The sequence below is a fragment of the Acinetobacter nosocomialis genome (genome assembly GCF_041021905.1).
Taxonomy (GTDB): Bacteria; Pseudomonadota; Gammaproteobacteria; order Pseudomonadales; family Moraxellaceae; genus Acinetobacter; species Acinetobacter nosocomialis.
In genome coordinates this window covers 338,986-353,331 of record NZ_CP157432.1, presented here as the reverse complement: position 1 = coordinate 353,331, position 14,346 = coordinate 338,986, and the positions used below count along the sequence as shown (strand labels likewise).

11 protein-coding genes are annotated in these 14,346 nt (G+C 39.1%); 3 read left to right on the top strand and 8 right to left on the bottom strand.

Annotation, left to right across the window (positions count from 1 at the left end; genetic code table 11):
* The first annotated feature begins 261 nt into the window (after window positions 1-261).
* A complete protein-coding gene (locus ABLC00_RS01675) occupies window positions 262-1,401 on the top strand; it encodes a hypothetical protein (RefSeq protein ID WP_025467987.1) in 1,140 nt (379 codons plus the stop codon).
* Between the two features lie 122 nt (window positions 1,402-1,523).
* A complete protein-coding gene (locus tag ABLC00_RS01670) occupies window positions 1,524-2,426 on the top strand; it encodes a hypothetical protein (RefSeq protein WP_033846377.1) in 903 nt (300 codons plus the stop codon).
* A gap of 84 nt (window positions 2,427-2,510) precedes the next feature.
* On the opposite strand, the gene htpG is transcribed toward ABLC00_RS01670, so the two are convergent.
* From htpG to ABLC00_RS01645, 5 genes are all read right to left on the bottom strand, one after another.
* A complete protein-coding gene (gene htpG / locus ABLC00_RS01665; protein WP_004710874.1) occupies window positions 2,511-4,430 on the bottom strand; it encodes a molecular chaperone HtpG in 1,920 nt (639 codons plus the stop codon).
* 102 nt (window positions 4,431-4,532) lie between these two features.
* Window positions 4,533-4,886 carry a lysozyme inhibitor LprI family protein gene (locus tag ABLC00_RS01660; protein ID WP_004883592.1) on the bottom strand — a complete coding sequence of 118 codons (354 nt, stop codon included), beginning with the start codon at window positions 4,884-4,886 and terminating at the stop codon, window positions 4,533-4,535.
* Between the two features lie 183 nt (window positions 4,887-5,069).
* The gene (locus tag ABLC00_RS01655; protein ID WP_002156917.1) at window positions 5,070-5,651 is read right to left on the bottom strand and encodes an OmpW family protein; all 582 of its coding nucleotides are present in this window, start codon (window positions 5,649-5,651) and stop codon (window positions 5,070-5,072) included.
* A gap of 328 nt (window positions 5,652-5,979) precedes the next feature.
* Window positions 5,980-7,404 (bottom strand): Na+/H+ antiporter family protein, encoded by a 1,425-nt coding sequence (locus tag ABLC00_RS01650; RefSeq protein WP_033846376.1) that lies wholly within the window; start codon window positions 7,402-7,404, stop codon window positions 5,980-5,982.
* Window positions 7,405-7,508: 104 nt separating this feature from the next.
* Window positions 7,509-8,387 (bottom strand): alpha/beta fold hydrolase, encoded by an 879-nt coding sequence (locus ABLC00_RS01645; protein ID WP_348941080.1) that lies wholly within the window; start codon window positions 8,385-8,387, stop codon window positions 7,509-7,511.
* Window positions 8,388-8,504: 117 nt separating this feature from the next.
* On the opposite strand from ABLC00_RS01645, the gene ABLC00_RS01640 reads away from it, so the two are divergent.
* The gene (locus ABLC00_RS01640; RefSeq protein ID WP_002156984.1) at window positions 8,505-8,990 is read left to right on the top strand and encodes a DUF4442 domain-containing protein; all 486 of its coding nucleotides are present in this window, start codon (window positions 8,505-8,507) and stop codon (window positions 8,988-8,990) included.
* A gap of 41 nt (window positions 8,991-9,031) precedes the next feature.
* On the opposite strand, the gene ABLC00_RS01635 is transcribed toward ABLC00_RS01640, so the two are convergent.
* The 3 genes from ABLC00_RS01635 to rpoC form a co-directional block, all read right to left on the bottom strand.
* A complete protein-coding gene (locus tag ABLC00_RS01635) occupies window positions 9,032-9,388 on the bottom strand; it encodes a hypothetical protein (protein ID WP_023187972.1) in 357 nt (118 codons plus the stop codon).
* Between the two features lie 212 nt (window positions 9,389-9,600).
* Entirely contained in the window at window positions 9,601-9,966 is a 366-nt protein-coding gene (locus ABLC00_RS01630) for a hypothetical protein (protein WP_002157021.1), read from the bottom strand.
* Between the two features lie 166 nt (window positions 9,967-10,132).
* A complete protein-coding gene (gene rpoC, locus ABLC00_RS01625) occupies window positions 10,133-14,326 on the bottom strand; it encodes a DNA-directed RNA polymerase subunit beta' (protein ID WP_002053534.1) in 4,194 nt (1,397 codons plus the stop codon).
* Between the last annotated feature and the right edge of the window lie 20 nt (window positions 14,327-14,346).

Below are 14,346 nucleotides of genomic sequence, written 5' to 3'. Positions count from 1 at the left end.
TATGATTGCCACTTAGAATATTCGCGCTGTAATGTTCTGTTTTTTATGTGTTTAATGATCGGAATTTGAAGTTTCCTTGATCTAAAATCCCCCTAGTTTGGGGGATTTTTTTTGCTTAAAAATTCTCGCTAATAGCTTAAACTTTTTAAGTTATTTCAAATATGTAAGAAAAGTTAAATTTACTTAACTTTTGTGTCGTCCTCTTGATTTTATTAGAAAAATCAACAAAAGTGGCAATAACAACAAAACATAAAGATAGATATGAAAACATTTCACGTTATTACGTATCGGCAGCTTTTTGCACTTGTAACATTGGGATTTGGTTCTATATGCATGGCTCATGCAGAAGTAAATTCTTCTTCAACTCAACAAGTCAATGGTTCGTCATCTGGAGTACAAACCGAAGAAAATAAAGATGAAAATCTTTTAGATCAAATTCCAAGGTGGATTGATGCCACTCCAACGATTTTTCCGGAGCAGTCCAACGAACCAATTGTTCCACCTACCGAGCAGACCGAAGACCAGACCTGGTTTGACCGTAAGCAAAAGAAAATTCGAAATTGGGCCGATCACACTTCAGAAAAAATTGATAACTGGTTTGGTGAAGTCGACCCTCAAAAGCCTGCTTCGGCCACCATTCGAGTCATGATTGATAACTATTGGAACGAATATGATAACTTTGAAATTAAGCCAAGAATACGCGGTAAAATTAAACTCCCGACGCTAGAAAAACGCTTAAGCGTAGTATTTGGTGATGACTCTTTAGATAACGAATTTAATAATAGTCCAGCCAATATTAACCAGAACCCAAATCAAGATTCAAATAAGAAACTTGATACTAAACGAACACGAGATGATAACAGCTCAATCGCATTACGTTGGTCAAATTTCTCTAAAAAACTGCCGTTTGAAACAGATGCCGACTTAGGTATTCGTTCTGGAGACGACGTGTATGTTCGCTTAAAAGCATCAAGAGATTGGCAACTCCGTAATGACTTTAAGTTTTATGCTGAAGAAATTTATCGCTATGGCATTCATAGTGAAAATTATTTACGTACTAATTTGGAACTCACCCATGCTCGTCCAAATCAACCCATCTTATCAAATCAGTTCAGCCTAACTTATGCTGACGATCAAGATGATGATTTAACATGGGAAAACCGAGTTTTCCGTGAACATAGTTTCTTTGCAAATAACCGTTTTAACTATGGTATTTACACAGGTGGCTATTACAACGACAACGATTTACGCTTAAACAGTTGGGGGCCATTTGTATCATGGCGTCAGCCGCTCTTACGTGAGTGGTTCTTTGTACAAGGTGACGTCAACTACTTTAATGACCACCGTGAAGACCGTAACCATTTTGTCAGCACATTCTTACGTTTAGAAGCACTTTTCTAATTGAGCAAGATCACCTTGGAGGTTATCTCCAAGGTGATGAATAATAAAATACTTTTAAATAAAAATTTAAGCTTTTTCCCTTACAATACTGAGCTAACTTTTGATTCCTGATTTTCAGAAAAATGAATCAATTCTCTTCTTTGTCATTTGAATATAAATCTAAAGCTCTACTTTGTATTTATAGTTTAGGTATGTTGGTTTTAATCCCTCATACACAGCTTTTCTCTACGCCCTTAAAGCATCAACGCTCCACGAGACGCTCCCTACATCCGTCGAGCCTATTCATAAAAAGCAAAAGTCATTCTCTAACTTTTTCAAATTCACCATGTGAAGTAGAAAATAATAATGATTCAGATGCAGCACTCATTCAGGACCTGATGGCCGTGTTTGGAAATGATACGCTGTGGAACCGAGCAACCCAGCACAAACAACCTTATAAAACCTTGGGTAAGAAAAAGAAGAAAGCTTCAACACCCCATATTTCGATCAGCAACCCAATTACTGCAAGCTGGGATACGATTTCAACATGGATGCCTTTCGAAAATAATCTTGATTTAGGCTCAAATTCAGAAAGTGATGTTTATGTACAATTTCTTGCCAAAAAAAAATGGAATTTAAGACATAACATTAGCATAGATACCGAACAAGTCTTTCGCTATGGCTCAACCAGCCGAAACTATACTGAAACCACGCTAAACTTAACGCAAAAGATGCAAGACAACACCCTGTTTGCTAACAAATTTAATGTGAATAAGAGTGAAAATGAAGAATTCAACTGGGGCAATTGGACTTTTCAGCAATTTGAGTTCGTAAAAGATAATAGTCTGACTTACGGCATTTATAGTGGCGGTGTATATACTAAAAATGACATGCGGGTAAATAGTTGGGGACCTTATATTTCATGGCGCCAGCCCGTATGGCGAGATTGGATTTTTATGCAAAATGATCTTAATTTTTTTAATCATATTGATGATGACCCGAAACATCAGCTTAGTGTCCAAATGAATTTAGAAGCTAATTTTTAGCCAAAAATCATCAAGTTGTGGATAACTCTTTCTTTATCCACAAAAAAAGCCTCTGACAGTTCAGAGGCTTTTTTACATCAAATATTATTTCAACAATAAGCTATTAATACGCTTCACATAAGCTGCAGGGTCTTCTGGTAAACCACCTTCTGCAATCACAGCCTGATCAAAAATCACGTTTGCCAAGTCATCAAACTGCTCTGAACCTTCAAGTTTTTTCACTAAAGGATGCTCAGGGTTAATTTCTAAAATTGGCTTGATTTCAGGTACAGCTTGCCCTGCTTGTTTGAGCATACGAATAAGTTGAGGAGACAACTCACCTTCACTTGTTACTAAACACGCAGGAGAATCTACTAAACGGGTCGTTACACGTACTTCTTTAGTTTTAGCCTTCAATGAATCACTTAATTTCTCAACAACAGGTTTAAACTGTTCAGCCGCTTGCTCTAGTGCCTTTTTCTCTTCTGCATCTTGCAAGTCACCTAAATCAACAGCGCCTTTAGATACATTCTTTAATGGTGTACCGTCAAACTCATGAACAAAGTTCATTGCCCACTCATCAACACGCTCTGCCATTAACAATACTTCAATGCCTTTTTTCTTAAACAACTCCAACTGTGGAGAGTTTTTAGCAGCAGCTAAACTGTCAGCAGTAACATAATAAATGGCTTTTTGGCCTTCTTTCATGCGCGCTTTATAGTCTGCAAAAGAAGTTACCACTTCATCATTTGTTGAAGTTGCATAACGTAATAATTTTAAAATACGTTCGCGGTTACCAAAGTCTTCGCCCAAGCCTTCTTTCAGTACTGAGCCAAACTCAGTGTAGAAGGTCTTGAATTTTTCTTGGTCTTTTTCATCTTCTGATTTAGCCAAACCATCAAGCAAAGTGAGTACACGGCGTGCGTTACCTTCACGAATTGTTTTAACATCACGACTTTCTTGCAACAACTCACGGCTCACATTAAGCGGTAAATCGGCGCTGTCCACGACACCTTGAACAAAGCGTAAATAGTTTGGAATTAAATTATCCGCATCATCCATAATGAAAACACGTTTTACATACAGCTTAATTCCCGCTTTTGCTTCACGTGTAAAAATGTCATGTGGTGCTTTACTTGGAATATAAAGTAATTGGGTATATTCGGTGCTACCTTCAACACGGTTATGTGCCCAAGCCAGTGGTGCTTCGAAGTCATGAGTTAAGTTTTTATAGAACTCAACATATTGCTCTTCTGTCACTTCACTCTTGTTGCGTGTCCATAAAGCACTTGCAGAGTTAATCGCTTCCCATTCATCAGTCTTGACCATTTGGCCGCCTTTAGGCTCTTCACCTTCAGCAACCTCCTCTTCCTGCCAAACTTCTTTTTGCATTTCAATTGGCAAGCTAATGTGGTCAGAGTATTTATTAACGATTTGCTTAACTTTATAAGACTCTAAATAATCAAGCGCGTCATCACGCAGGTGAAGAATAATGTCAGTACCGCGTGAAGCTTTATCAATTTGCTGAACTTCAAACTCACCTGTGCCACCGCTGATCCAACGCACCCCTTCAGAAGCATCGAGACCTGCGCGGCGTGATTCAACTGTAATTTTATCGGCAACAATAAAACCTGAGTAGAAACCAACACCAAACTGACCAATCAACTGAGCATCCGCTTTCTGGTCGCCCGTTAATTTTGACATGAAGTCTTTAGTGCCTGATTTTGCAATAGTACCCAAGTTATCAATTGCTTCTTGTTGGCTTAATCCAATACCGTTATCAGAAATCGTTAAAGTTTTATCTTCTTTGTTTAAGCTGATGCGTACATGTAAGTCCGGATCATTTTCATAATATTCAGGATGATTAATTCCTTCAAAACGCAACTTATCACATGCATCAGATGCATTAGAGATAAGTTCACGTAAGAAAATTTCAGGGTTCGAATAGAGAGAATGCGTCACTAAATGTAAAAGCTGGGCTACTTCTGCTTGGAAACTATAATTTTGTGATGCTTGTTCACTCATAAATCACTCCTTAAATTTTGAAGTTTGTTTGTTCTCGAATGCTTTATGAATGGAGTACTTCTACAATTTTTCAATCCTGAATATTAAAAAATTTTTCTTTAATTAAAATGGACCATGACTTAGTACCCTATCTTGCAAGATAGAGTCCAATTGTTGTTGTCTCTGCTGATAAGCTTTAGAAATACAACTTACATTAGCTGCACAAGCATTCCTTTTTTTTAACCACTGCTGCTGTGTATCTTTTTGATTATCACGGCCACCCATTGGCAATGCATGTAAAACAATTTGATATGTTGTTGCCATTTTGACATCAGCATCATTTAAAGAACGATTTTTGCAAATACTCAGCTCAGTCTTAGTTTTTGCAGCATCACAGGAAAAACTAGCAGCCTGTACATTATGAGCAAGAGTGATGCCACTAAAAAGTGCTAGACCTATGGCAAATTTTCTATTCATGAGGTTATTCCTTTAAAAATATATAAAAAATAGTTTAAAAATAAAGACCAAAAGAATATGTATAAAACTGTCTGTTTTATGCTTTTTTTAGTGAGAGCAATAAAATAAAAAACCTCACATAAAATCTATGTGAGGTGCCTGAGTCTAGGTTTGTTATTATATTTTTTCTATTTATTATTATGCTTAAAATTTATAGCTATAACCTAAAGTGTAAACAAACGGATTAATATCCAAGTCAAATTTAGCACCATTTGTTAAAGTAACTTCTGGGCTAATATCCGCATAGCGAACATCTACAAATACCCCCCAATTTTTCGCATCAGCAGGTTGGAAGTTAAAACCAACTTGTCCAGCTACACCAAAATCTTCTTTTACTTTGTCAGCAACACCTTGTTCATCCCAAGGAATAAATGCTGTCGCCCCGATACCAATATACGGTGTGAAACGAGTTGAGTTTTTAAAATGATATTTTGCGGTAATTGTCGGAGGTAATTGTTTAATACGTGCTACATTTTTACCGTCTAATAAAACATCATGATTAACCGGCGCTGCTAATAATAATTCTGCCGAAAAAGGTGATTCACCAAAAAAGTATTCAACTGATGGTGTAAATGCATATTCATGATCAGCTTTTACTACACCTAAAGCAGTTGTTGTATCGTCAGATGGAGCAATAACACTACCCCCAAATTTTACTTGCCAATTACCAGCAAAAGTAAATGAAGACATCCCCATTAATGCAATAATCAAAGCTTTTTTGAACACGTTAATATCTCCAACCTTATTTATATTTATAATAAACATTTATTTTAAATTGATGCAACACCCATTATAAAATTATTTTTATATTTATTTTTAAATAACTGTTTTAAATAAAAATATATATTAACCAACCATTTTAATTGGTTTTTATCCCAACTTAATTAATCAGAATTATTTTATATAACCAACCTTTTTAATATACTTTAAATTCCGAGTATTTTAATATAATTTATTTTAAATACATATTTTATTTAGAGCATAAAAAAACCTTCTCAATGCTTATCTTAAGATAATTATTAAGAAGGTTTTAATTTAATATATTATAAAAAACTTATAAAACCATGGCTGCAATCCAACCAAAAACTAACAATGGAATATTAAAGTGGATAAATGTTGGAATGACGGTATCCCAAATATGGTCATGTTGTCCATCGATCCCTAAACCAGCTGTTGGTCCTAAGGTAGAATCGGAAGCTGGAGATCCAGCATCACCTAAAGCCGCAGCTGTACCAATCAATGCAATTGTCGCTAATGGCGAAAAACCAAACTGTACACATAAAGGTACATAAATAACTGCTAAAACAGGCACACTTGAAAAAGATGAACCAATACCAATCGTGACAAATAAACCAATACTCAGCATTAAGAAAGCCGCGAGCGCACGATTATCACCAATGATTTCAACCACCCCTTTAACCAGTTGATTGATATCTCCTGTATGCGTCATGACTGAAGCGAAACCGGCGGCAGAGATCATAATAAAGCCTACTAGAGCCATCATTCGCATGCCTTGTACAAAGACATCATCTGCATCTTGCCATTTAAAAATGCCGGCTGTAGACAGAACCGCAAAGCCTACTAAACCACCCAAAATCATTGAGCCGGAATAAAGCTGTGCAACTAAAGTGAGACCTATAGCCAGTAAAGCCATAAAAATTGTTTTTTTCGCAATTACAGGGCCTTGCTCTGCTTCGTGTTTAAGTTCTTCTGCATCTGCTTTTAGATCTACTGTTTCATCTTGCGCTGTTGCACGCAGAGGTTTGTCTAAATCAATGGTAGCTACAGGGGTAATGGCACGGTCCGCATAAATTCTTGGCTTACGGTAACTAATAAATACTGCAACCAAAGTACCTAAAACCATACCTAAAACTGGAATAGCCATGCCAATTGGCATCATCCCACGTTCTACATGCAAACCATAAGCAGCACCGATTTTGTTGATATTCCCCATCAAAATTTGTTCAAGGAAAATCGCACCAAAGCCAACGGGTAGAAAAATATAAGTACCTACTAAACCTAAAGTCAGGACACAAGCTGCTGCACGGCGGTCTAGTTTTAAATGATTCATGACTCGTAATAATGGCGGCACCAGTACAGGAATAAACGCGATATGAACCGGTATGAGGTTTTGAGAGAAAATGGCAGCAATAAGTAAAATACCTAAGAGTAAATATTTTACTTTGGTTTCACGGCTTTTCCCCGCTTCCATTCCCAACAGACCAATAAGTTTATGAGCAAGCAGGTCGGGTAAACCCGATTTAGAGAGAGCGAGTGCAAATGCACCTAATACAGCATAAGCGAGAGCAACTTCGGCTCCATCACCCAGACCAGCATTAAAAGCTTCAACTGTTTGAGAAAGACTTAAACCCGCGACAAGACCACCAACAATGGCAGAGACCACTAATGTCAATACGACAGAAACGCGTGCTAGTGATAGTAAAAACATCACAGCAATCGCCACAACAACAGCATTCATGAACAAATTCAGAACAAAACAAAAGGCGATATTCTATCAGATTCACATCTACGAAGCCGAAAATATCGCCAAATTATCAGTTTTGTAAATTAAACAGTCACTTATTAACTTTGTGATTCGATGAACTGACGAATATGTCCTGCCACTTTTTCAGCCTGACTCAGAATCGCCCAATGGTTTGCTTCAAGCTCAACATACTCAAAGTTTTCAACCCATTTTGGCATTGCTTCCGTAATATATTCAGGACTCACAAAAGTATCGTATTTTAAAATTATTGCTTTGACTGGACACTGTGCATAACGCTGGCGAGGAGTTGTTAAGCGAGAAATAAAATTCGCACGATATAAATTAATCCCGTATTTACCATCAGCAGAAATATTACTATTTAACGGTAAATTATCTTTTCTCTCTAAGTCTTTTAATATTTTGCCCCATTTTTCTGGAGTAAAAAGAGACCACACCGTCGGAGCAATTAATGGTAAATGGAAAGCACCGATATACCATGATTTTGTTAGTATTTTTAAGATTTTTGCAGGAGTCGTTTTAAATTTATCTCTTAAGAACAGCGCAGCATGATCTAAACAAGGACCAGAAATGGTTGTATAAGAGAGTAAACGGCCTTTAAATTTAGGTTCAGTTGCAGACTCCCAAGACTGAATTGATCCCCAATCATGGGCAGCCATATGGAACTGTCGATTTGGGAGTACTTCATCGACGACTTCTTGTAAGTCTAAAGATAAACGTTCTAAACGATAATCCCGTATTCGTTTAGGAATAGATGACAAACCCGCTCCACGGACATCATAAGTAACAATATAAAAATCATTGATTAAATGCTCAATGACCGATTCCCATACTTCCTGATTATCTGGATAACCATGTACTAAAACTAATGGAGTATTTTTCTCATCACCCCAAGCCTTAGCGCATAGAGTTTGTTGATCACTTGTTGTTACTGTATAAATCTTTGGCTGCATAATCATTTCCTATTTTGTTTTTCAATCGATCATGTCGTTAATCGGATAAAGCATTGCCATCAATATAAAAAAGATGATACTTATCTAGTATGACCAGTGTTGCAATAAAAAAAATTGACTATTATGGCTATTTTAAAAAAACTTCAGAACATTCCCTCAATTTCTAAATTCTTATTTAATTATTATCCTCCCTACCGTGGTGCAGGGATTCATATTGAAATCATGAATTTAGAGCTTTGTCATGTTCGCGTAAAAATGCCACTGACCTGGAAAAACCAAAATCTGGTAGGTACTCATTTTGGGGGTAGTCTTTATTCTATGGTTGATCCATTTTATATGCTGATTCTTATGCATCACCTTGGATCAAAATATATAGTTTGGGATAAAGCGGCTGAGATTAATTTTTTATCGCCTGGGCGAAGCACTGTTTATGCTGATATTCGAGTTGATTTAGCAGAAATTGAACAGATTCGAGAACTTGCCGAGAACTATGCTCCAGTGCTTAGAACATATCATTTAAATATTTTTGATGAATCAGGTGTGAGAATTGCTGAAGTGCAAAAGACGCTATACATCCGTAGAAAAAAGGCAAAAGCCTTATACCCATAAAAATAAGTGCCTAAAGGCACTTATTTTTATTTTAGTAAATTCTAACGCTTTTCTTCAATCGCAGCGCCGGCACCACCACCAAGTGCACCACCAATCGCAGCGCCTGTGTCACCACCAAAAATGGCTTTCCCTACTACAGATCCAATACCGGCACCGATAGCACTACTTGTTGTGGAACTCTTATTACTACCTTTAGCATTCGCACCTACACCCGCACCAGCTGCTGCACCTACACCAGCGCCTAGCCCGCCACCAACATGGTTACCGACACCACCACCAACAGCACCGCCTAATGCCGCTGCACCAATACGCTGATCAGATGGACTCATATTCTGACAACCAGTGAACATGAATGCAGATAACATTAAAGTAGAAATTAAACCAATTGTTTTTTTCATGACCATACTCACTCCATTGTGCTCTAATCAAAGCATAATCTTCTTTTATGAGGAATTTGATCAGTTTATGTTATCGCACTGTGGCAATAGATTGATATTTTGTAAAAGCATTCTAGGTCTAGTTATTATTTAAATTTCAATCTAATAAGCAAAGAAAATAGAAGCTCTTATTTTACAAAGAGCTTCTAGTTTAAATATATTTAAAGGTACTTTTAGTATTTCCCTTTTTTCTCTTCATAGGCCGCGCCCGCACTACCACCAAGTGCACCACCTGCAGCAGCACCAGCATCACCACCAATCACTGCACCACCTAAGATTGCACCAACACCGGCACCAATTGCACTGTTACGTACAGTTTTACTGTTAGACCCTTTTGCATTTGCTGCAACGCCTGCGCCAAGAGCTGCCCCTAAACCTGCACCAATATTACCGCCCACATGTTTACCTACCGCCCCCCCTGCACCGCCACCAATAGCTGCAGAACCAATACGTTTACTTTCTGGACTTGCATTTTGGCAACCTACAAATAGAGTGGTTGACATCAGACCCACACCTGCAATCATCATCATTTTTTTCATTGAAAGCTACTCCTCTACTCAGTTGTGCCTAGGATAGTATGCTTTCATGAAGAGTTTTTTCTCATTAAGTAATAGATTAAGAGTGCTTTAATAGACTTTTGTAAAAATAGCTTATTTTTTCCACAAAAAAGACGCCCTAAGGCGTCTTTTTAATAGAACTTTAAGCTTAGAATTGTTCTGAGTTTAAAGCTTGGCTAAATGCTTGGTCTACTTCGCTGAAGTCATTATGAAGCTCATGTTCTGCAGCTTCTGCTTCTTGACGACGACGTTCTAAATGGTATGCAAGACCAGTACCAGCTGGAATCAAGCGACCCACTACAACGTTCTCTTTCAAGCCGCGTAAATCATCTTCTTTACCTGTTACAGCCGCTTCAGTTAACACACGAGTTGTTTCCTGGAACGATGCAGCAGAGATGAACGAGTCAGTAGAAAGCGATGCTTTCGTAATACCCATCAATTGACGTTCAAACTTCGCAGGGAACTTGTTCTGAGCCAAGACAGCTTGGTTCTCTTGAACAACGCGGATGTAATCCACTTGTTCGCCTTTAATGAAGCTTGTATCACCACCATCGATGATATCAACTTTACGCAACATTTGACGTACGATAACTTCAATGTGCTTATCGTTGATTTTTACACCTTGGAGACGGTAAACGTCTTGAACTTCGTTCACGATGTAGTTAGTTAAAGCAACTTCGCCTTTCAAGCGTAAGATGTCATGTGGGTTTTGTGGACCATCAGAAATGGTTTCACCACGGTTCACATGTTCACCTTCAAACACGTTGATTTGACGCCATTTTGGAATCAACTCTTCGTAAATTTCAGAACCGTCATCTGGAGTAATTACTAAACGGTTCTTACCTTTAGTCTCTTTACCAAAGCTTACGATACCAGACACTTCTGCCAAGATCGCGTGTTCTTTCGGCTTACGTGCTTCGAACAAGTCAGCAACACGTGGAAGACCACCGGTAATATCACGAGTACGTGAAGATTCTTGTGGTACACGACCAATAACGTCACCCACACCAATTGTTTCGCCATCACGAACGGTAACAATTGTGTTTTGTGGCAAGAAGTAGAACTGTTCGCCGCCATCAGCCGTATCCAATACGATTGCTGGACGTAAATCTTTACCAGAAGCAGGACGTGCTGTTACAGGCAAGATTTCAACAGTTGTCATACCAGTTGCATCATCAGTTTTCGATGTTGCAGTTACACCATCAGCGATTTGGCTGAAACGTGCTTTACCAGCAACTTCTGTTACTAATGGATGTGTATGCGGATCCCAAGTCGCAACGATACCACCTGCCTCAACGACTTCACCATCTTTCAACAAGATGCTTGCACCGTAAGGAAGTTTATAACGCTCACGCTCACGACCTAACTCATCGGCAATACCAATTTCACCTGAACGTGAAACTGAAACCAAGTGACCTTTCGCGTGTTGTACAGTTTTCACGTTGTGGAAACGTACAGTACCTTTGTTACGTACTTGAACACTGTTTGCAGCAGAAGTTCGGCTCGCAGCACCACCTACGTGGAACGTACGCATCGTTAACTGTGTACCTGGCTCACCAATTGATTGCGCAGCCATTACACCTACTGATTCACCTGGGTTCACCAAGTGACCACGTGCAAGGTCACGACCATAACAACGAGCACATACACCGAATGTAGATTCACATGCGATTACTGAACGTACTTTAACTTCATCGACACCAGCCTCTTCAAGCTGAGCTGCGATTTTCTCGTCAATTAACGTACCGCGAGGTAATACAACTTCATCATCAGAAGCACGACGTACATCTTCAGCAGTTACACGACCTAATACACGGTCACGTAATGGCTCGATGACATCACCACCTTGAATGAATGGAGTCATTACTAGGCCGCCATTTGTACCACAATCAGGCTCAGTAATTACCAAGTCTTGTGCTACGTCTACAAGACGACGAGTCAAGTAACCAGAGTTCGCTGTTTTCAATGCTGTATCGGCCAAACCTTTACGCGCACCGTGTGTAGAAATAAAGTACTGAAGTACTGTTAAACCTTCACGGAAGTTCGCTTTAATTGGTGTCTCAATAATCGAGCCATCCGGTTTTGCCATCAAACCACGCATACCAGCAAGCTGACGAATCTGCGCCGCACTACCACGGGCACCAGAGTCAGACATCATATAGATGCTGTTGAATGATTTTTGCTTCTCATCTTCACCTTGTTTGTTTTTCACAAGTGTGTAAGACAAGTTATCCATCATCGCTTTAGCAACTTGGTCGTTTGTACGCGCCCAAATATCGACAACTTTGTTATAACGCTCACCAGCAGTTACGAAACCTTGTTCGAACTGTTGTTCGATTTCACGAACTTCTGTTTCAGCTTTATCAATAATTGTGTGCTTAGTAGGTGGAATTAACATGTCTTCCATACCTACAGATACACCTGAACGAGTCGCTTGACGGAAGCCCAAGTACATTAACTGGTCAGCGAAAATAACTGTATCTTTCAAACCAAGTTTACGGTAGCAAGAGTTGATTAACTTCGAGATGTTCTTTTTAGTCATCTCAAGGTTGATCATGTCAAAGCTTAAACCTTCTGGAACAACTTCCCAAAGTAAGCAACGACCTGGTGTCGTATCAACAATAATAGTTTGCTGTTCACGCTCACCATTTTCATTGATAACAGTTTGATGCACACGTACTTTAACACGAGCATGAATCGCAACTTGACCAGTTGCAAGTGCACGGTTTACTTCGTGAGTATCCGCAAACACCATGCCTTCACCTTTAGCATTTACTGCATCACGTGTGATGTAGTAAAGACCCAAGACAACGTCCTGAGAAGGAACGATAATTGGCTCACCGTTTGCTGGTGACAAGATGTTGTTTGTTGACATCATCAATGCACGAGCTTCTAACTGTGCTTCAAGTGTCAATGGAACGTGTACCGCCATTTGGTCACCATCGAAGTCGGCGTTAAACGCAGCACAAACGAGTGGGTGAAGACGGATTGCCTTACCTTCAATAAGAATAGGTTCAAATGCTTGAAGACCTAAACGGTGAAGTGTTGGCGCACGGTTCAACATTACTGGATGTTGACGAATTACAGATGCAAGAACGTCCCAAACTTCCGGAGTCTCACGCTCAACCATTTTCTTCGCAGCTTTAATGGTTGTTGCCTGACCTGAAGCTTGTAATTTCGCGAAAATGAATGGCTTGAATAATTCAAGTGCCATTTTCTTCGGAAGACCACATTGGTGAAGACGTAAAGTAGGACCTACAGTAATTACCGAACGACCAGAGTAGTCAACACGCTTACCTAACAAGTTCTGACGGAAACGACCTTGTTTACCTTTGATCATGTCTGCCAAAGATTTTAATGGACGTTTGTTAGAACCAGTAATTGCACGACCACGACGACCGTTATCAAGCAACGCATCTACAGACTCTTGTAACATACGTTTTTCGTTACGTACGATGATGTCCGGCGCTGCAAGGTCAAGAAGACGCTTCAAACGGTTGTTACGGTTAATTACACGACGATATAAATCGTTCAAGTCAGAAGTCGCGAAACGACCACCTTCAAGTGGAACTAATGGACGTAAATCTGGTGGAAGCACCGGAAGTACATTCATTACCATCCATTCTGGCTTGTTGTTCGAGTCTTTGAATGCTTCCATCAATTTCAAGCGTTTAGATGCTTTTTTCAACTTCGTTTCAGAAGTTGTTTGAGGAATTTCTTCACGTAAACGAGCAATCTCAGCTTCAAGATCAATGTCTTTCAACAAGTCTTGAACTGCTTCCGCACCCATTTTTGCAACGAACTCGTCACCGTGCTCTTCTAAAGCTGTAAAGTATTCTTCGTCATTAAGAAGTTGATACTTTTCGAAAGGCGTCATGCCAGGATCAGTAACAACATATGATTCGAAATACAATACACGTTCGATATCACGAAGTGTCATATCAAGTAATAAACCGATACGGCTAGGTAACGATTTTAAGAACCAGATATGCGCAACTGGAGAAGCAAGTTCAATGTGACCCATACGTTCACGACGAACTTTCGCTGTAGTTACTTCAACGCCACATTTTTCACAAATGACGCCTTTGTATTTCATACGCTTGTATTTACCACACAAGCATTCGTAATCTTTTACTGGACCAAAGATTTTGGCACAGAATAAACCGTCACGTTCTGGCTTGAACGTACGATAGTTGATCGTCTCAGGTTTTTTAACTTCACCATGAGACCATGACTTAATCATTTCTGGTGACGCAAGACCAATACGGATACGGTCAAACTCAACTGGCGCATGACCATCTGAATCCGTTTTCTTACGCATGATATCGAGCAAGTCTTTCAATTTTTTTCTCCGTGTGTCGG